The sequence below is a fragment of the Muriventricola aceti genome (genome assembly GCF_025567565.1).
In the GTDB taxonomy this organism is placed as follows: Bacteria; Bacillota; Clostridia; order Oscillospirales; family Oscillospiraceae; genus Lawsonibacter; species Lawsonibacter aceti.
The window spans coordinates 344,245-359,674 of the sequence record NZ_JAOQKF010000002.1 but is presented as its reverse complement, the minus strand read 5'-3'; the positions used below and the strand labels follow the sequence as shown (position 1 = coordinate 359,674).

Annotated in this window: 28 protein-coding genes and 2 pseudogenes; 22 read left to right on the top strand and 8 right to left on the bottom strand. The window is 49.8% G+C overall.

What is annotated here, in order from left to right:
• Positions 1–287: 287 nt before the first annotated feature.
• The 4 genes from OCV64_RS03915 to OCV64_RS03900 form a co-directional block, all read right to left on the bottom strand.
• The gene (locus OCV64_RS03915) at positions 288–1,373 is read right to left on the bottom strand and encodes a site-specific integrase (protein ID WP_186853320.1); all 1,086 of its coding nucleotides are present in this window, start codon (positions 1,371–1,373) and stop codon (positions 288–290) included.
• Positions 1,374–1,634: 261 nt separating this feature from the next.
• On the bottom strand, positions 1,635–2,045 hold the full coding sequence (locus OCV64_RS03910) for a PH domain-containing protein (protein ID WP_186853321.1): 411 nt from the start codon (positions 2,043–2,045) through the stop codon (positions 1,635–1,637).
• Between the two features lie 144 nt (positions 2,046–2,189).
• Positions 2,190–3,068 carry a KilA-N domain-containing protein gene (locus OCV64_RS03905; RefSeq protein WP_186853322.1) on the bottom strand — a complete coding sequence of 293 codons (879 nt, stop codon included), beginning with the start codon at positions 3,066–3,068 and terminating at the stop codon, positions 2,190–2,192.
• A 42-nt stretch (positions 3,069–3,110) separates the two neighbouring features.
• Positions 3,111–3,479 carry a LexA family protein gene (locus OCV64_RS03900; protein ID WP_262669391.1) on the bottom strand — a complete coding sequence of 123 codons (369 nt, stop codon included), beginning with the start codon at positions 3,477–3,479 and terminating at the stop codon, positions 3,111–3,113.
• 82 nt (positions 3,480–3,561) lie between these two features.
• Here OCV64_RS03900 and OCV64_RS03895 point away from each other — a divergent pair, with 82 nt between their 5' ends.
• The gene (locus OCV64_RS03895) at positions 3,562–3,762 is read left to right on the top strand and encodes a hypothetical protein (RefSeq protein WP_243201050.1); all 201 of its coding nucleotides are present in this window, start codon (positions 3,562–3,564) and stop codon (positions 3,760–3,762) included.
• Here OCV64_RS03895 and OCV64_RS16150 read toward each other — a convergent pair.
• Positions 3,726–3,800 (bottom strand): annotated as a pseudogene (locus OCV64_RS16150) (hypothetical protein); the annotation flags it as partial. The gene OCV64_RS03895 and the pseudogene OCV64_RS16150 sit on opposite strands and share 37 nt — an antisense overlap.
• Before the next feature lie 124 nt (positions 3,801–3,924).
• Between OCV64_RS16150 and OCV64_RS03890 the strand changes: the two are divergent.
• A complete protein-coding gene (locus OCV64_RS03890; RefSeq protein WP_186853324.1) occupies positions 3,925–4,116 on the top strand; it encodes a helix-turn-helix domain-containing protein in 192 nt (63 codons plus the stop codon).
• A gap of 254 nt (positions 4,117–4,370) precedes the next feature.
• Here the strand turns inward: OCV64_RS03890 and OCV64_RS03885 are convergent, their stop codons facing one another.
• Positions 4,371–4,793, bottom strand: coding sequence for a hypothetical protein (locus OCV64_RS03885; protein WP_186853325.1), 423 nt, complete (start codon positions 4,791–4,793; stop codon positions 4,371–4,373).
• 124 nt (positions 4,794–4,917) lie between these two features.
• On the opposite strand from OCV64_RS03885, the gene OCV64_RS03880 reads away from it, so the two are divergent.
• Positions 4,918–5,112: a helix-turn-helix domain-containing protein gene (locus OCV64_RS03880; RefSeq protein WP_186853326.1), complete on the top strand. Its 195-nt coding sequence runs from the start codon at positions 4,918–4,920 to the stop codon at positions 5,110–5,112.
• A gap of 15 nt (positions 5,113–5,127) precedes the next feature.
• Positions 5,128–5,271: a BC1881 family protein gene (locus OCV64_RS03875; RefSeq protein ID WP_186853327.1), complete on the top strand. Its 144-nt coding sequence runs from the start codon at positions 5,128–5,130 to the stop codon at positions 5,269–5,271.
• Here the strand turns inward: OCV64_RS03875 and OCV64_RS03870 are convergent.
• Together OCV64_RS03870 and OCV64_RS03865 are read right to left on the bottom strand one after the other, a co-directional pair.
• Positions 5,268–5,465, bottom strand: coding sequence for a KTSC domain-containing protein (locus OCV64_RS03870; protein WP_317246494.1), 198 nt, complete (start codon positions 5,463–5,465; stop codon positions 5,268–5,270). The genes OCV64_RS03875 and OCV64_RS03870 overlap by 4 nt on opposite strands.
• 278 nt (positions 5,466–5,743) lie before the next feature.
• Positions 5,744–6,205, bottom strand: a complete 462-nt coding sequence (locus OCV64_RS03865; protein WP_186853329.1) for a hypothetical protein — start codon at positions 6,203–6,205, stop codon at positions 5,744–5,746.
• 237 nt (positions 6,206–6,442) lie between these two features.
• On the opposite strand from OCV64_RS03865, the gene hfq reads away from it, so the two are divergent.
• The 18 genes and pseudogenes from hfq to OCV64_RS03775 all read left to right on the top strand — a co-directional run bounded on the left by hfq (position 6,443) and on the right by OCV64_RS03775 (position 15,428).
• Entirely contained in the window at positions 6,443–6,673 is a 231-nt protein-coding gene (gene hfq, locus OCV64_RS03860) for an RNA chaperone Hfq (RefSeq protein ID WP_186853330.1), read from the top strand.
• A gap of 29 nt (positions 6,674–6,702) precedes the next feature.
• Positions 6,703–7,005, top strand: a complete 303-nt coding sequence (locus tag OCV64_RS03855; RefSeq protein ID WP_186853331.1) for a hypothetical protein — start codon at positions 6,703–6,705, stop codon at positions 7,003–7,005.
• Between the two features lie 168 nt (positions 7,006–7,173).
• A complete protein-coding gene (locus tag OCV64_RS03850; protein ID WP_186853332.1) occupies positions 7,174–7,347 on the top strand; it encodes a hypothetical protein in 174 nt (57 codons plus the stop codon).
• Positions 7,348–7,359: 12 nt separating this feature from the next.
• A complete protein-coding gene (locus OCV64_RS03845; protein WP_186853333.1) occupies positions 7,360–7,845 on the top strand; it encodes a siphovirus Gp157 family protein in 486 nt (161 codons plus the stop codon).
• Positions 7,846–7,858: 13 nt separating this feature from the next.
• Complete coding sequence (locus OCV64_RS03840; RefSeq protein WP_186853334.1) at positions 7,859–8,494, top strand: hypothetical protein; 636 nt, start codon at positions 7,859–7,861, stop codon at positions 8,492–8,494.
• The gene (locus OCV64_RS03835; RefSeq protein WP_186853335.1) at positions 8,491–8,832 is read left to right on the top strand and encodes a hypothetical protein; all 342 of its coding nucleotides are present in this window, start codon (positions 8,491–8,493) and stop codon (positions 8,830–8,832) included. The genes OCV64_RS03840 and OCV64_RS03835 overlap by 4 nt, the downstream gene beginning before the upstream one ends.
• Positions 8,816–9,160 carry an HNH endonuclease gene (locus tag OCV64_RS03830; RefSeq protein ID WP_262669390.1) on the top strand — a complete coding sequence of 115 codons (345 nt, stop codon included), beginning with the start codon at positions 8,816–8,818 and terminating at the stop codon, positions 9,158–9,160. Before OCV64_RS03835 ends, OCV64_RS03830 begins: the two co-directional genes overlap by 17 nt.
• 40 nt (positions 9,161–9,200) lie before the next feature.
• Positions 9,201–9,668, top strand: a complete 468-nt coding sequence (locus OCV64_RS03825; RefSeq protein ID WP_186853337.1) for an HNH endonuclease signature motif containing protein — start codon at positions 9,201–9,203, stop codon at positions 9,666–9,668.
• Positions 9,658–10,083: a single-stranded DNA-binding protein gene (locus OCV64_RS03820; protein ID WP_262669389.1), complete on the top strand. Its 426-nt coding sequence runs from the start codon at positions 9,658–9,660 to the stop codon at positions 10,081–10,083. Before OCV64_RS03825 ends, OCV64_RS03820 begins: the two co-directional genes overlap by 11 nt.
• A 14-nt stretch (positions 10,084–10,097) precedes the next feature.
• Positions 10,098–10,802 (top strand): DnaD domain protein, encoded by a 705-nt coding sequence (locus tag OCV64_RS03815; RefSeq protein WP_262669388.1) that lies wholly within the window; start codon positions 10,098–10,100, stop codon positions 10,800–10,802.
• Entirely contained in the window at positions 10,783–12,048 is a 1,266-nt protein-coding gene (locus OCV64_RS03810; RefSeq protein WP_262669387.1) for a DnaB-like helicase C-terminal domain-containing protein, read from the top strand. The genes OCV64_RS03815 and OCV64_RS03810 overlap by 20 nt, the downstream gene beginning before the upstream one ends.
• A gap of 10 nt (positions 12,049–12,058) precedes the next feature.
• On the top strand, positions 12,059–12,256 hold the full coding sequence (locus OCV64_RS03805; RefSeq protein ID WP_186853341.1) for a hypothetical protein: 198 nt from the start codon (positions 12,059–12,061) through the stop codon (positions 12,254–12,256).
• Positions 12,247–12,621, top strand: coding sequence for a RusA family crossover junction endodeoxyribonuclease (locus OCV64_RS03800; RefSeq protein ID WP_262669386.1), 375 nt, complete (start codon positions 12,247–12,249; stop codon positions 12,619–12,621). Before OCV64_RS03805 ends, OCV64_RS03800 begins: the two co-directional genes overlap by 10 nt.
• 11 nt (positions 12,622–12,632) lie before the next feature.
• On the top strand, positions 12,633–13,340 hold the full coding sequence (locus OCV64_RS03795) for a DNA cytosine methyltransferase (RefSeq protein WP_262669385.1): 708 nt from the start codon (positions 12,633–12,635) through the stop codon (positions 13,338–13,340).
• A gap of 60 nt (positions 13,341–13,400) precedes the next feature.
• A pseudogene (locus OCV64_RS03790) lies at positions 13,401–13,982 on the top strand (DNA cytosine methyltransferase); the annotation flags it as partial.
• A complete protein-coding gene (locus tag OCV64_RS03785; protein WP_262669384.1) occupies positions 13,964–14,245 on the top strand; it encodes a Lar family restriction alleviation protein in 282 nt (93 codons plus the stop codon). The pseudogene OCV64_RS03790 and the gene OCV64_RS03785, both read left to right, overlap by 19 nt.
• Positions 14,232–14,888 carry a DNA cytosine methyltransferase gene (locus OCV64_RS03780; RefSeq protein WP_262669383.1) on the top strand — a complete coding sequence of 219 codons (657 nt, stop codon included), beginning with the start codon at positions 14,232–14,234 and terminating at the stop codon, positions 14,886–14,888. Before OCV64_RS03785 ends, OCV64_RS03780 begins: the two co-directional genes overlap by 14 nt.
• A 195-nt stretch (positions 14,889–15,083) precedes the next feature.
• Positions 15,084–15,428, top strand: a complete 345-nt coding sequence (locus OCV64_RS03775; protein WP_262669382.1) for a hypothetical protein — start codon at positions 15,084–15,086, stop codon at positions 15,426–15,428.
• Positions 15,429–15,430: the final 2 nt, after the last annotated feature.

Below are 15,430 nucleotides of genomic sequence, written 5' to 3'. Positions count from 1 at the left end.
CAACACAATTATACCACAAAAACCGAAAACCATTGTGCCACAATTACTTTGTGCTTTTGTTGGCGGGTTCGACTCCCGCCTCGCGCACCAAGAAGAACCAGGTCTGAAAAGGCCTGGTTTCTTCATTTTTCCTGAAAACGTTGCGGCACAAGGGATTTGGTGATTGCTCCCTCCCTTGCTTTTTTCCATATTTTACACTCTAACGAGAAAAAAGGCAAGTAAATATCACACGCCGAACAATCATGCAACACGAAATATCACACAGATTGATAGGGGGGCGATTAAAATCAGGCGTCCTCCTCTTTCATAAGCTGATAAAAACATCTATCGATTTTTTGGTCGACCTCATTCTGTTTACTACGCATCGTATGGTCATACACCGAGCGCATAACCCGCGGACTTGACCAGCCACCGCGGGCCATCATATATCTTTCTGGTACCCCAAGAGCACTCATTAAACTGCAATTGGTATGCCGCAAATCATGAAAGCGGATAAGAGGAAGATTATTTTTGCGCAGGATTGTTTTGAGCCTTTGAAGTAAACAATTTCCTTTGATTTTGACTACATGATCCTCCGGGCCATCATTGCCTTTGCTGGCCTTTAGCAGTTCCATGATATACTCAGGCGCATGGAGAGTGCGTGTGGAGCAGGTCGTTTTGGTAGACTTTTCGACCCACTGATTTTCTTTATTCCTTACTCTGGCTTGACGAACCGTAATAGTGTTGTGTGTAAAGTCTACATATTTCCAGGTCAGACCTGTGACTTCAGAAGATCGAAGACTAAGCCAGAGTGCCAAAAGTATAGGGACTTCCATTTCTGATCCTTTGATTGCCCGTAAAAGCTTACCTACCTGCTCAGGCTCTAAGTATTGCTGCTCGTTCAATTCCTTTTGCGGAAGGGTGATATTTAGACGCAAAGCTGGGTGATACTCCCGTAGAACAGCAGAAAAGAACCCATGAATATTATGTACAGACTTTGGGGTGGGCATATGGACTCGGCCCTGACTATCAGTATAGGGCTTGCTCTCTATATTGAATGCTTCCTGGATCATAGATGGTGTCAATCGATTTAGGCGGATTTGCATGAGCCCTTGCAGGTGCCTCCTGCGTATGATGTCATAGCCCCTGACGGTCGATGGTGACAATATACTGTCTTTAGAGGCCAGATATCGCTCCATCGCCTCGGCTAAGGTCATATTAGAAGAGTCCCTAGATATTTCCCGGTAGTGGAGCTGCCACTCCAGGGCGGCATACTCCGCTTCCTTCTTAGTATAGGCAGTGAAAGAACGGTACTGACGTTTTCCATCAGGTGCGGTGCCAGCATAGACTTGGCATCTCCAGGAGCCGGAGGGAAGCTGTTTAGCGGTGGCCATGTTTTTTCTCCTTTCTCTTGCACCAACGTACCTATGTATGATACAATGAGGGCGCAAAGGTGCCTTGGATTTAGCGGTTTGGGGTTCGTTTGCACGTTGCCGTCCCGGAGGTAGGAGTCCGGGGCGGTTTTTTTCATGCCAAATCCGAATACATCGGCGGATTTGGCCGCTAGGGCCTTTCGATGGCTGCATCCCCCAAAAATATGATTAGATAATATCACATGGTTCCAGGACATGGATGCACGACAACGGGGAGCAGTTTTATTTGTTCAGATTTTCGTGGTTTTCGTAGGCAATCTCCTGCAACTGCTTATACAGCACCTGGATATTGTATTTTTTGGGGAACTCAAATTTTTTTTCACTGACAGACACGCCAGTATTTGCCTTGTAGTAGGGGGAGGTGATGTACGAAATATTGATCTCGCTGTCATCCAGCCCAAAGCCGGAAGTCTCTGCGGAAACGTGGATAACGCTGGACAGGTTGATGGAATCCACCCGCATCTTTTGGCCAGTAGCCCCCTGCTTGTCAAAATCGATGATGCGCTTGTCTGTGAACAGTAACACGTCACGCACAAGACGGAAGCCAGTTTGAATCGTTTCACCTTCCATCAAGTATGCGCCGTATTCTTTTGTCAAATCCTCTACAGACACCTCACTCATATTACCGAGCATACCGGAAGCCAAAGAGCCGCCCAACTTACCAATTAGTCCCGTAGTAATTCTCCTCTCTATATTTATCGCCTTCCGGCGGTTGGGGCACCAGGTAATTATCCTTTTACTCCCCCGTTCAGTGTTGCAAGTGCTGGGCAGGGATTTTTATTCATCGACAGGGAGTTTTAACTGATTGTGCATATAGTTCAACTCTCTTGCTCCCTTACCTTCTGAAAGAGTTTTCAACTGATAGACCACTGTGGCACGCAATTTCTTCATGCGCTCTGGTTGGGGCACACCTTGATTGACCAAGTAGGCATTTAGATTTTCTAAGTTGGTCAAGACAAGAAGTTGCTCAATTGTTGCGTAATCCCGGATATTTCCCTTAATGCCTGGATTTTCTATGCGCCATTGTTTTGCGGTCTTTCCGAATAGTACAACATTTAAGAGGTCGGCTTCATCTGCATATACATATCCCTGCTGTTGCTTAGAAAGCTCTGGCGGTATAAGATTTTCCTTGATTGCGTCTGTATGAATTTTATAGTTTGCGCTGACCAGTATTCTTTTGACGTTCCAGTCAAGGGCGAGCCGGTGCCCCTCATCCTCCTTGAGACGCTGGTAGTCTTTGATGATGTACAGCTTGAACTCAGGTGAGAGCCAGGAAGCAAATTCAAAGGCAATATCTTTGTGAGCAAAAGTCCCCCCACCATAGCGGCCAGACTTGGAAATAAGTCCGATTGCATTGGTGCTTTTGATCCACTTTTGTGGGGACATAACAAATGCGTTAGAGCCTGCATCATTTTTAAACTGGTCGAAATCGACCATGTTAAAATTGGGGTTATTTAGTTCTTCCCACAGCCCCAAAAATTCTAAGGTGCTTCTGAGCCTCATCCAATTCTTTACGACATCAGCCGGAAATTCTGGGTTTCTATGTTTTGCAATATCCGTCAGCGAGATATAATCATCCTCGCCCCCAACGGTTGTTACCACAGAAATATCCACACCGTCAGCATGAATCACGCTTTCTACTTTTTTTGCAGACACGGTCAACCTCCTCTCTATCTTTTCCACCCTCCGGTGGTTGGGTTAAAAAACAGTACTGAAAAAAGCGACCGCAAGGCCGACAATCTCAAAGTTGTCCGGGTCCAGTTCTGCCCCCCGGACTGTAATCGTTCGGACCGTTGGGTTCTCCGCCCGGAGCTCCACACAGTCCCCGTACACATATACCCGCTTCAGGGTGTACTCGTCCCCGATGCGGACCACGGCGATCTGTCCGTTTTCCACCTCTGGCTGGATGTGGATGAACACGGCGTCGCCGTCAAAAATCCGGGCGTTAATCATGCTGTGACCCACGCAGCGGAACACCACGTCCGCCTTGATATCTGCCGGGGCCATAACGGTTTCCTCCAGCAGCTCCCGGTGGAGGGGCTTGCCGCAGGCCGTGGCCCCCAGCACCGGCCACTCCTTCATGGTTGGGAGAGCAGTGATGTTGGGAGGAAGGGGACGGGGGATAGATGCTTGAGGGAGTTGTTCCCCGATGGATATTTTTAAATTTGAATCCAGTTTTGAAAATATAGTGTCAAAATCGCTATTTATTGCCAATGCAATAGCATTGATTGTTTTAGGAGTAGCAATCGGTGGTTCTCCTGTTTTAGGGTTTCGATTTCGTTCTAAAATAGAAATATATGCTTTACTAAGTCCCGAACGCTCTGCAATAATATCTTGGCTAAGGCCGTGAGAAGTCCGATATTCCTTGATAATATCTCCAAGCGTCATACATTCACCTCCCGTTTGTCAAGTGCATTATACACGGAGGAAAGTAAGAAAGTCAAGAAAAATCGTAAAATCCACTTGACAAAATGAATCTAGTCGACTATACTACGGGCAAGGAGGTGATAAGATGAAGTTAGACATAAAGCGCATTCGGAAAGAAAAAGGTATTTCTCAAGAGGAATTAGCCGAGAAATCTGGTGTTTCTAGGCCAACAATCTCCAATTTGGAGAATAACCCGGATGCGGTAACGACAACTGATACTCTCCAAAAAATTGCTTTAGCCTTAGATGTGAAGGTTAGTGATTTTCTTTCCCCTTGAAGTCTAGTCGGCTAGATTTTGAGGAGTACATAAACAAGAAGGGGAGGGGGTGAGTAAGATGTTAAGACCAGAAGAGAAATCCGGTTTAATAATTCGCTCTATAGATGGGAAAACAGACATCTATCTTAATGGAGTCTGCATTAACGATAAATGTCTGTCATGTGAAGTCAAAATAGAGGGCCCATATCGCCCAAAAGCAACTATTTCCCTTTTGTGCGAGCGGGTTGAAATGGACATTGGAAAGAATGTAGAAGTTAAAAAAGTAGGTCGTTCAGAATCTCCAGGTTTCTAATAATTTTATCCAGGTTCGCCAGAACAGAAACCAAGAGAGAGCCGAGAGAAACCGCTCCGGCTATAGCAGAAATGATAATAGCCAAATTGGCCTTCGTTTTTGTCCTATCTGGCTTTAGAAACTCCAGACCTTTAAGCGTAATTACTGTGTTAAAAATCTCCGAATGTGCTTTTCCGTCCATAGTACGAAGTTCGATCTCTTCTCCCTTATGATTTCGATATGAAGTTCTGCCTCGAACAAATCCGTTTTCTATACAGTCATTCAATATTTCCGCATCTTCAATGCTCATGTTTAAATCATTAATTTCTTCTGCACTACTAGCATTTTGAATTTTTCGAATCATTTTACACATAGCTTTCCGATAATCTGTTTGATTCCTGATCATACAATCACCTCATTTTAATTGTACCAAAGTTAACCATAGGAATCAACGAAACGAAGTCACAATCAGGAAAGTAAAGAATTTGTCCAATAAAACGGGACGGTAAATAGGGGAGGGGGTGAGAGGGATGGAAGTCGGACCTGTTATCAAGGCGTATATGGAAGCTCACGGTATTAAGCAGATTTTTGTTGCTAAGAAGTGCGGATGGACAGCCCAACGATTGAGTAACGTCCTGAACGGAAAATCTCCACTGACAGTGGAGGATTACAAAGCCCTTTGTAAGTGTATTGGCGTTCCATACGAGCTGTTCTTAGATGACTGAAAGGAGGCGATTCCCATGAACCTATCTAACGTAAAGACCTGTGATCTGGTGGCCGAATTGAGCCACAGGGAAGGAGTAGAAAAACACACCGCAGAACCGTACCAAGATGTGACGGTCTCAGTAAACGGCCCTGCGGTGGTGCTGGTAGTTATAGATTAGACTCTGGTGTATCCATACCTGCCCTTGATAAATGTGTGAAAGTATTTCCCATGAGACCCTGCGGACATGAGGCCGGTATATACAGACTGGGGGACGCCGAAATAGGCATAGGTGCCGCCTTTATGAAATGAGATGTAGAGAGTCCCATTTTCATACCCGATGCTGGAAATATCAGTGGAACTGACAGGAACCATGTTCAAAAGGCATTTCTCCTTTCCTTGAAAATGGAGGGCAAGAAACAGTTACCCTTCTTGGATAATTGTACCATATCCGACGACAAAAATCAATATATTGTATAGAAAATTTGTTCTATACAATATACAGGAAGAAAAGTTCCGAAACTGGAAAAATTCTTCCCCGACATGGATCAGGAAACGCTATTCAAACGGTCCGACGACTAGGGAACATGAAAAGGAGGGGAGGGCGATAACATATCAAATCCGAGAGATGTATGGCGGTGTTAATTCTCCAATCAAAGTGGAATTGACCATATTTTTGTCAGGCCCCGATTGGTATAGACTTTCAAGTTCAGAAGCTTGGCATCATCTGGAAGCATACGTTGATCTGATTGAAAAAGAACGTATCCGCTCACAGCTCCAAGGGCAGATATAGCGATTGGCATTTGCATTGAGTAATAACTTTTCCTTGATATGATTTCTTTTCCGCTTCTTCGGGTATCATCCAAAACCCAAGTCGGGAAGGGGACGCAATCTACTTCATTTTCTCCAGACAGCAAAACAATTCGTGTGATAGCAATCGGAAGTCGAGATTTATTTTCAATATGGACAAAGCAAAGCGTAATTTCGTCATCCGATTTACATTCTGTAATTCTGATTCCTATATTTTTTCTTTGAGATAAAAATGTGAGAATCCATGTTGCTAGAGACATCAAAAAACCTGCAACTGCAATACCGAATGTTATCCACTCCATCAAATGGATCATCCCCTTTCGACCACATACTACCATATTCTAGCGGGAGGGACAATAAAAAGCACCCCGACCAGCGCATCACCGAGGACCAAGGAGCATAAGAAAACCGCCCGTGAGGGCGGGAGTGAGGCCTGCCAGGGAATAAGCCCCGACAGCTTGTAGAACGGCGGGCGGAGGAGGCCGAAACCGTCAGGAAGTTATCCCGACTTTTTTACATCCATCTTTGAAAGGACGATTGCTATGAGAGAGAAAAACAACTTGCAGGAAATTTTGCTGACCAAGCTCCGCCGGGAGCGGCAACCCGTCACCGTGTTTTTGATGAATGGCTACCAGATGCAGGGAACCGTTTCTGCCTTCGATGCCTTCACCGTAGTCCTGGACAGTGATGGAAAACAGCAGATCATCTACAAGCACGCCATTTCTACCATTGTTCCAGCTCGTCCCATCCTGCTAGAACAAACAGAGTTTTGAGATTTCCGAGATAGAGAGGAGGGGCCTTTATGCCGAAATTGAAAGAAACCCCGGTCCAACGGATGGAGCGGGTGTTCAGAGCCGCAGTATTCTACGGCCTGGAGCGCAGGGCGGAAACGATTGACGACTTGGCAAAGCGGGCGCCGAATGCCCGGTCAACTACATATCGCCGAGTCAGGATACCAAGGACCTGTACCTTTGAAGAGGGACTATTTTATATCCCCAAGTTTTTAAACGACCGGCAACTTTGTGAAATGTGGGGTGTGGAATACCACGGTATCACACCGGAGGATGTGGCTGCGGTGATAGAAGGGAAGGACAAAAATATCTGAATCTTTTGAGCTATTAGAGTCCTTTGAGGTAGGTTGAGGCTGCGGTTATTTGGAAGCAAGGGAGGGAGGACAAGCCTTGAATACCTTCCTGTTTATGGGCGCATACGCCTGTATCATTGTGGCAATGGTTCTAATCATTTGGGATATATGGGATAGGAGGCGGAAAAAGTGAAGTACATTGAGGACGGACGCTCTCTGGTGGAGCGAAACCACGACGCTAGAGAATATTGCTATCAGTGCCGCCGGGAGCGTGAGGCACGCATGAACCGCATTGTGAGGCGGTGCCTGGTGGTGTCTAGCATGATCTTTATGTGCTCCCTGCTGGCAGGATTTATGTTTTGAGGAGGTAATCAGATGACACTGTATGAAATCGACAGCGCCATCCAGGCGCTAGTAGACCCTGAAAGTGGGGAATTGATGGACTATGATGCGTTCGCCGCCCTCCAAATGGAGCGGGAAGTAAAGTTGGAGAATATGGCCCTGTGGATCAAAAACCTGACTGCTGACGCAAAGGCCATCAAGGAGGAAGAAGTAGTTCTGAAGGAGCGTCGGCAGCGGACAGAGGCAAAGGCGGCCAGACTGAAAGACTATTTGCGTGAGGCTCTTTGTGGCGAGAAGTTTCAGACTGCCCGGTGTTCCATCAGCTACCGGAAGTCTACTGCCCTGGAAGTAGAGGATACCACCTCGTTGGCGGAATGGCTGGACAGTAATGGACACCCTGACATGGTGGTATATGCGGCTCCCTCGGTGGACAAGCGGGCTGTTACTGACCTACTTAAAGGAGGAGTTGATATCCCAGGGGCTGTGCTTGTGGAACGGACCAATATGCAGGTAAGGTGAGAAGATGGACAACATGGAAATTTTCAATTCCGTGCGGACAGTCCCTGAGTCTGCGAAAAAGCAAATCAATGGCGGACGGCTCAACGGTTTTACAGACATAAACCCCATGTGGCGCATCCAGTGCCTCACGGAGCGGTTCGGACCTTGTGGGATAGGCTGGAAGTACACCATCGAGCGCGAGTGGATGGAGCGGGGCGCAAACGATGAAGTGTCCGCTTTTATGGACATCATGCTCTACTACAAACAAAACGGTGAGTGGTCGGATGGAATACCAGGCACTGGCGGCTCCTCTTTCATCGCAAAGGAGCGCAACGGTCTGTATACCTCCGATGAGTGCTATAAGATGGCGCTTACTGATGCCATCGGGGTGGCGGCAAAGGCCCTCGGCATGGGTGCGGATGTCTACTGGGCCGCCGGCCGGAGCAAGTACGACACCATTCCAGTGTGCGCTTTATGCGGTAAAAGTATCAAAGGAATCCGAAAACAGGATGGGACAATCATTTCAGCATCTGATGCAGCTAGGAAGTCCATTGAGGCATATGGGCGGCCGATCTGTATCGACTGTGCCAGGAAGGAGCAGGATAGGGCCAATACCATGAATGAGGCTGTCCTGGAGGCCAGACACGGCGACGCAGGTGACCGCAGATGAGAGACAACCTGATGGACGAGCTGTGGCAGAAGTTCAAGATGCTGGATGCCGCCATTAAGGAGCTAAGGAGCCGAGGCTCCGCCTATGCCCAGGCGGAGCAGGACTATCGGGTAGAGCTGGCAAAATGCATCCTGCTGGAGCGGGATAAGGGAACACCTGTAACTATCATCTCTGACGTATGTCGGGGAGACCGTACCATCGCCGGTCTTAAATTCAACCGGGACGTTGCGGATGTAGTCTATAAATCAGCTTTGGAGGCTGTAAACGGATATAAGCTCCAGATTCGCATTCTGGACGCACAGATAGAAAGGGAGTGGGGCCATGCACCGGCAGACTAAAATGACGGACATCCCGGCCCGTGTCAAGGCCGCTGTGGCCGCGCGGGACTGCACCCACGGCCCCGCCACCTGTATCCTCTGCGGCGCTCCGGGAGGCCCCCACTGTCATGTGGTGCGCCGCTCCCAGGGCGGCATGGGGGTGGTGGAGAACATCGTTACCCTGTGCGGCCCCTGCCACTACGCTTTCGACGAGGGGCTGTTTATGGACCGTCTGCGGCCTCTGGGGTTCCATTCCCAGGCGGACATCAGGGCATACATCATCAACTATCTCAGAGGCTTTTATCCTGACTGGACCGAGGAGAAAGTGAGGTATCACAAATGGGGGTGAGACGGTGAGAACTTGGACGGACCGGGAAGTGTCCATACTTTTGGAAAACTATAACAAGGTATCAAATTCGGTGCTTATTAGTATGATCCCAGAAAAATCAAAGCAAGGAATCTATAAGAAAGCGTATAAACTCGGGCTTAGGAAAGATAAGAACATCGAATTTATAAACAGATCTGAGGCACGGAGGCGTGAAAACGCAAGCAACTGGAAAGGCGGAGTTAAATACACAGCAAAGGGATATCGGCAGGTCCTCGTGCCTGAGCATTTGAGGGCAGATGCAGGCGGATATGTTATGGAGCATATCTATGTGTGGGAAAAAGAGACTGGGGTTCCTGTTCCATCTGGATGCTGCGTTCATCATCTTAACGGGGATAAAACAGACAACAGAATTGAAAATCTATGCCTTATGTCTGTTGGCGCTCATACAGTATTTCACCATACCGGGACTCATCACTCAGAAGAAACAAAGGAAAAAATTAGAAGAAAGAGGCTTAAACATGCTGAATAAAATCGTGCTGCAAGGAAGACTCTCGAAAAATCCGGAGCTTCGCCACACTCAGGGAGGAAATCCCGTGGTCTCCTTCCGTCTGGCGGTGGACCGGGACTTTAAGGACAAGCAGACCGGCGAGAAAGCCATCGACTGGATAGACGTGGTGGCCTGGCGGAACACGGCGGAGTTTGTCAGCCGCTATTTTACTAAGGGACGTATGGCTGTTGTGGAGGGCCGGCTCCAGATGCGTGACTGGACGGACAAGGACGGCAACAAGCGCACCAGCGCTGAGGTGGTAGCCGACCATATCTACTTCGGGGACTCTCAGCGGAGCGGGGACACCTCCAACACCAGCGGGGACTACGGAGCGCCGGAGCCCCAGCAGGACGGCTTTTCTGAACTGGCCGACGATGACGGCAAACTCCCGTTTTAAGGGGATGAGATAAGATGGCAAAGAACAAAGACCCCGCCGTTTTGTTCTATACATCCGATTTCCTGGGCGGGGCGGCTCTGATGAATATGAAGGAGCGTGGCCAGTACATCACCCTTCTGTGCCTCCAGAGGGAGCGGGGGCACATGACGGAGGGGGAGGTAGCCCGTGCGGTCGGGAGGCTGTCTGAGGAGGTCCGGGGGAAGTTCGAGACGGACGAGGACGGCAAGCTGTTCAACCGCCGAATGGAGGAGGAGATCAAAAAAAGGGAGGCTCACTCTCAACGGCAAAGAGAGAATGTGGCAAAGCGGTGGAATAAACAAAAGGATGACGATGGTATGTCCAGTGGTAATACCATGGTATTACCTTTAGGAAATGGAACATCATCATCGTATATAGATAACTTATCGTTAGAACAGGAAACATCCTCCGCACGCACGCGCGAAGCCATCGCCACCGTCATGTCTGCGTACCTGGATAAAATCAACGCCAATCCGTCACAACAGAGCCTTGATGAGCTAAAGGGCTATGTGGAGCAGATGGGGCCGGAGTGCTGTCAAAGGGCGTTTGATATTGCCCTGGATGAGAAAAAAACGTCCTGGTCATATATCCGGGCGATCCTGCGAAACAAGCTGGCTCAAGGCGTTCGATGTTTAGCCGATTGGGACGCGGTGGAAGACAAGCGGAAGGGGGACGGAGAGGATGATTACTGGGCCAAATGACGCCCTGTTGTTCCGTCCTGAGTTCATAGACCCATCCCAGCCCACGGGGCTTTGGTGGGTACGGAACGCGGAGGACGTGGACGCAGTGAGGATCAACGCGGTGTGCAAATCGCTGACAGCACCCTGGTCTGAGGTCAACGGATGGACGGAGTGGCTGGCTCAGTTCCCGTATATCCTGCTGGCGATCCCACCTGGTGCCGCACAGGATGAGGCGGCGGAGCAGTTGACCGCGCGAGTGCCCATCCCGGTGATGGTACCAGCGCCACGTGACTTCCTGGGGTGCGAGACGGTGTGGTCATTGCGGGAGGAGGGCGGCCTGAAAGCCATTGACCGGCTGTTGCTCAACGCGGAGGAGCTGCCCACTCAAGGATTGCTCAACCTGGCGGATGTGGACACAACACAGCGGAAAAACGCCAAGCGGGTGGTGTCCGGTATCCCTGACCTGGACCGGGCCATTGGAGGCTTTGTAGGCGGAGAGCTGTCCGTCTGGACCGGAAAGCGTGGGGAGGGCAAGAGCACAATTCTGGGACAGATATTGTTAGACGCGGTGAACCAAAGCCATTGCGTCTGCGCCTACTCTGGGGAGCTTCCAAAGGAGCAGTTTAAACTTGGGCTGCTCCAGCAGGCGGCGGGTTATCTCCACACCCGGCGGCGGGAGGACCAACGGACGGGCCGAGTTATGTACGATGTTGAGGATCGGGTTATACCGGCAATCAACGAGTGGTGGGACAAGATGCTGTTTTTAACGGACATTCAGCAGAAGAATGCCCATGACGAGGACAACATTCTCAAACTTTTCGAGTATGCCAACCGGAGGTATGGGTGTGACACGTTTCTTGTAGATAACATCATGACGGCTGAACTAAAGAACGAGCAGCAAATTGGATTTTGGAGGGCGCAGTCCTCATTTGCCGGGAGGCTGGTGGCGTTTTCAAAGCGGCTGGATGTCCATGTGCATCTGGTGGCGCATCCCAGGAAAACGGACGGCCCGATTGAAGCGGACGATGTAGGTGGGAGCGCGGATATTACAAACCGGGCTGACAACGTGTTCAAGGTCGAGCGGGTACCGGAGGAGAAGGTGCGGGAGGTGGGATATTCTACACTCCTGACCGTGCTGAAGAATAGAGAGTTTGGAGCGAGGGATCGGGTGCGGCTTGATTACAACGAAGCGTCTAAGCGGTTCTACCAGGCTGATGGAAGCCCGTCAAAATGTTACACATGGGAGTTGAAGATGAAGAATGGATAGGGCGCGAATAATGGAGCTGATAGAGGGAGAGATCAGACGGAGAGAGGCGCTGATTCAAGCCGGGACATTCTTCGCGGAAGACCATCGGGAAGTTGCGCAGGCGCTTCGAATTGTGTTGGAGGCATACAAGGCCCCGCCAGCAGTGGAAAATATCGTTATAGCCCAAGAGCCACTGCGTGAAAAGTGGTGGAGGAAAACATGCGGCTGATCATCCCGTTTTCTCTGCCTGGTCTCAACGAGTACATAGAAGCGGAACGGGGCCACCGGCAGAAGGGGGCAAAACTGAAACGGGATTGCCAGACATCGGTAATCATAGCTCTTAGACGTCAAATCAGAACGCCTTTGCGGGAGCCTGTGTTCATGCGATACCTCTGGGTGGAAAAAAACCGGAGGCGGGACAAGGACAACATCTCCAGCTTTGGCCGGAAGGTTATCCAGGACGCCTTAGTGAAGATGGGTGTTCTGAGGAATGACGGCTGGGAGAATATCGAAGGATTTTCTGACAGCTTCGCTGTGGACAAGGGAAAGCCAAGGATAGAGATCGAGATCGAGGAACCAGGAGAAAAACCATAGGAGGAGATATCGTGAAGGATGAGAAGGCCGCCCTGCTGGGCGACAAAGAGGCGGCGAAGCTAACCCATCTATCCCTGTTTTCCGGCATTGGAGGCTTGGATCTTGCGGCGGAAACGGCTGGTTTTAAAACCGTAGGGCAATGCGAGTGGGCGGACTATCCGACAAAGGTGCTGGAAAAACACTGGCCAGATGTGCCACACTGGAGAGATATTAGGACGCTGACAAAGGAGAGTTTCAGAGAGGAGGTTTATATGGCCGCACACAGAAAAGATTATGACGCTGCTGTTGAGATGTACGAAGCAGGGTTTTCCGTTGAGGATATCGCGGATTATTACGGTGTTTGCAGACAGTCGATGTGGAAGTCTTTGCAGCGCAGAGGTGTAAAGTTCAGGGACAACAAGAAATATGGAACGGAAAACCATTTTTACAGGGGTACGAAAGCAAGCGACAGAGCGCAAAACATACTGGAAAAGGCAATTGAAAAAGGCGTTGTGGCAAGAAAGACTGTATGCGAATGCTGCGGAGCGTCTTATACGTTCTCGGATGGGAGAACGGGAATACAAGCGCACCATTGCGATTATAACAGGCCGCTTGATGTGATGTGGCTTTGCCAGAAATGCCACCACGAGTGGCACAAGAAAAACAAAGCAAAGGAGGTGGTGCCAAGTGAAGCAATGCCGCGGACAAATGTCGATGTTCTCAGCGGAGGCTTCCCTTGACCCTGCCAGCCGTTCAGTGTTGCCGGGAAGCGACGAGGCAAGGAGGATGACCGTTACCTCTGGCCTGAAATGCTGCGAGTTATTGCAGAACTGCGGCCCCGTTGGGTCGTTGGCGAGAATGTTGCTGGAATCGTCAATATGGCACTCGACACAGTGCTTTCTGACCTGGAAAACCAAGGTTATGCCGTCCAGGCGTTTGTTATTCCGGCTTGCGGCGTCGACGCCCCGCATAAAAGAGAACGGGTCGCCATTGTGGCTTGGAACTCCAACAGCGGGTACGGGAACGCATGGAAGGAGCGAGAAGTGGAGAAAGGGAAAAACTCCGAATCCGCAAGAATTTGTGAGAATGTGGCCTACGCCAAAGGCGCGGGATTACAGGGGCGCATCGGGGAACGGCGGACAGCTCAACCCGGATTGGGTGGAGAAATTGATGAGCTTCCCGGCTGGCTGGACGAGATTAGACGAGGATGGATAGATGGCTCGTGGGAGTATGGAATACCCCGTGTAGCAACGGGCGTAAAAGACCGCGTAAATCGTCTGAAATGTCTGGGTAACGCCGTAGTCCCGGCGCAATTTTACCCGGTTTTTAAGGCGATAGCGGACATAGAGAGGTGGATTTATACATGGATGACGTTAAATTAGCGATGCTCGGCTCAAAAGAGGCGGCCAGACGGCTGACGGAGGCGGGGGTGCTGCTGGCGTGTCCAAAGTGCGGTTGCCCCGGAGAAGTGTATGAGTATCCCGGAGAGGACTGGAGCCAGCCATACACGGCCAAGTGCAAGAAGAATGACTGCTTTTGGATTGGGAAGGACTATCCAACCAAGAAACAAGCAATCAGGGACTGGAACACCCGAGCGCCGATTCTGACGGCGGCGGAGATGGAGATGCTGGATGAAGCTACTTGAATTATTTGCAGGAACACGCTCTGTAAGTAAGGCGTTTGAAAAGAGAGGCCATCAGACGTATAGCATAGAGTGGGACAAGTCATTCCCGGATATCAGCCTTTATGCAGATGTACTGACTGTGACGGCAGACCAGATCCTGCGAGACTTTGGGCGACCAGATGTGATATGGGCGAGTCCAGATTGCAGTACATACAGTATCGCAGCGATCTCCCATCACCGAAGGAAAGAAGAAAACGGAAACCTTGCTGCGGTCAGCGATTACGCAAAGTTCTGCGATCGAGTAAACCTTCACGTTCATGGGCTTATCATGACACTTTCACCTCGTCTTTGGTTTATAGAAAACCCAAGGGGCGGGATGCGAAAGATGGAGTGGATGCAGGGTCTGCCGAGATACACTGTCACTTACTGCCAATATGGAGATACTCGAATGAAACCTACCGATATCTGGAGCAACCATCCAGACCCCCAATTTAAGCCTCCATGCCACAATGGAGACCCTTGCCATATAAGCGCACCACGAGGTGCAAAAACTGGGACACAGGGTCTAAAAGGGGGCCGGGAGCGTGCAGTGATACCAGAAGCACTTTGCGACCACATTGTTGATATATGTGAGATGGAGCTGCTGGAGGGAAATGATAAATAACAAAAAAGCACTTGATGCCGCGCAGACCATTGTTGACTACTGCAAAGGACAAACATCCTGCCAGAACTGTATTTTTCGGATGCATGGAGCGGATCATTGGAAATGCCATATAGATGCGTTTGTTTTGCGGGATGTAATAGCAAACATTGCAGCAAAGAGGAAAAATAATGGATATTTGTGAAGGGAGGCCCAGCTATGACGCGGGAAGAAGCGAAAGAAATTTTGTCAGATTTTAATCTTTGCCATTATACTCCCAGCAGAGAGGCCGCAGAAGCGGTCATATCGGCCTTAGACCCGTTAGAGATTATTTCCGCCCTCCGCCCCGTCAGCCGGGAGCGGGTGGAGAAGGTGTGGAGTCCATGCAATTTCTGCGCTGGTGCGAAATACATAACCGGGGGAGTTACAGCGGTCTATCCAGTGAGTGAAACACGCCAGCAGGAAGCCCTTGCAGAAGGGGATTTTGACTTTTGCCCGGTGTGCGGAAAGCCACTGACGGACGAGGCCGTGGACAACATGGTGATGGAGAATGGGAGGCGCTGAAA

Coding starts and splice junctions, on each gene's coding strand:
- OCV64_RS03915 (WP_186853320.1), bottom strand. CDS start 1,373: ATGGCCACCGCTAAACAGCTTCCCTCCGGCTCCTGGAGATGCCAAGTC.
- OCV64_RS03910 (WP_186853321.1), bottom strand. CDS start 2,045: ATGCTCGGTAATATGAGTGAGGTGTCTGTAGAGGATTTGACAAAAGAA.
- OCV64_RS03895 (WP_243201050.1), top strand. CDS start 3,562: ATGGATATTTTTAAATTTGAATCCAGTTTTGAAAATATAGTGTCAAAA.
- OCV64_RS03890 (WP_186853324.1), top strand. CDS start 3,925: ATGAAGTTAGACATAAAGCGCATTCGGAAAGAAAAAGGTATTTCTCAA.
- OCV64_RS03885 (WP_186853325.1), bottom strand. CDS start 4,793: ATGATCAGGAATCAAACAGATTATCGGAAAGCTATGTGTAAAATGATT.
- OCV64_RS03880 (WP_186853326.1), top strand. CDS start 4,918: ATGGAAGTCGGACCTGTTATCAAGGCGTATATGGAAGCTCACGGTATT.
- OCV64_RS03875 (WP_186853327.1), top strand. CDS start 5,128: ATGAACCTATCTAACGTAAAGACCTGTGATCTGGTGGCCGAATTGAGC.
- OCV64_RS03870 (WP_317246494.1), bottom strand. CDS start 5,465: ATGGTTCCTGTCAGTTCCACTGATATTTCCAGCATCGGGTATGAAAAT.
- hfq (WP_186853330.1), top strand. CDS start 6,443: ATGAGAGAGAAAAACAACTTGCAGGAAATTTTGCTGACCAAGCTCCGC.
- OCV64_RS03855 (WP_186853331.1), top strand. CDS start 6,703: ATGCCGAAATTGAAAGAAACCCCGGTCCAACGGATGGAGCGGGTGTTC.
- OCV64_RS03845 (WP_186853333.1), top strand. CDS start 7,360: ATGACACTGTATGAAATCGACAGCGCCATCCAGGCGCTAGTAGACCCT.
- OCV64_RS03840 (WP_186853334.1), top strand. CDS start 7,859: ATGGAAATTTTCAATTCCGTGCGGACAGTCCCTGAGTCTGCGAAAAAG.
- OCV64_RS03835 (WP_186853335.1), top strand. CDS start 8,491: ATGAGAGACAACCTGATGGACGAGCTGTGGCAGAAGTTCAAGATGCTG.
- OCV64_RS03830 (WP_262669390.1), top strand. CDS start 8,816: ATGCACCGGCAGACTAAAATGACGGACATCCCGGCCCGTGTCAAGGCC.
- OCV64_RS03820 (WP_262669389.1), top strand. CDS start 9,658: ATGCTGAATAAAATCGTGCTGCAAGGAAGACTCTCGAAAAATCCGGAG.
- OCV64_RS03815 (WP_262669388.1), top strand. CDS start 10,098: ATGGCAAAGAACAAAGACCCCGCCGTTTTGTTCTATACATCCGATTTC.
- OCV64_RS03810 (WP_262669387.1), top strand. CDS start 10,783: ATGATTACTGGGCCAAATGACGCCCTGTTGTTCCGTCCTGAGTTCATA.
- OCV64_RS03805 (WP_186853341.1), top strand. CDS start 12,059: ATGGAGCTGATAGAGGGAGAGATCAGACGGAGAGAGGCGCTGATTCAA.
- OCV64_RS03800 (WP_262669386.1), top strand. CDS start 12,247: ATGCGGCTGATCATCCCGTTTTCTCTGCCTGGTCTCAACGAGTACATA.
- OCV64_RS03785 (WP_262669384.1), top strand. CDS start 13,964: ATGGATGACGTTAAATTAGCGATGCTCGGCTCAAAAGAGGCGGCCAGA.
- OCV64_RS03780 (WP_262669383.1), top strand. CDS start 14,232: ATGAAGCTACTTGAATTATTTGCAGGAACACGCTCTGTAAGTAAGGCG.
- OCV64_RS03775 (WP_262669382.1), top strand. CDS start 15,084: ATGACGCGGGAAGAAGCGAAAGAAATTTTGTCAGATTTTAATCTTTGC.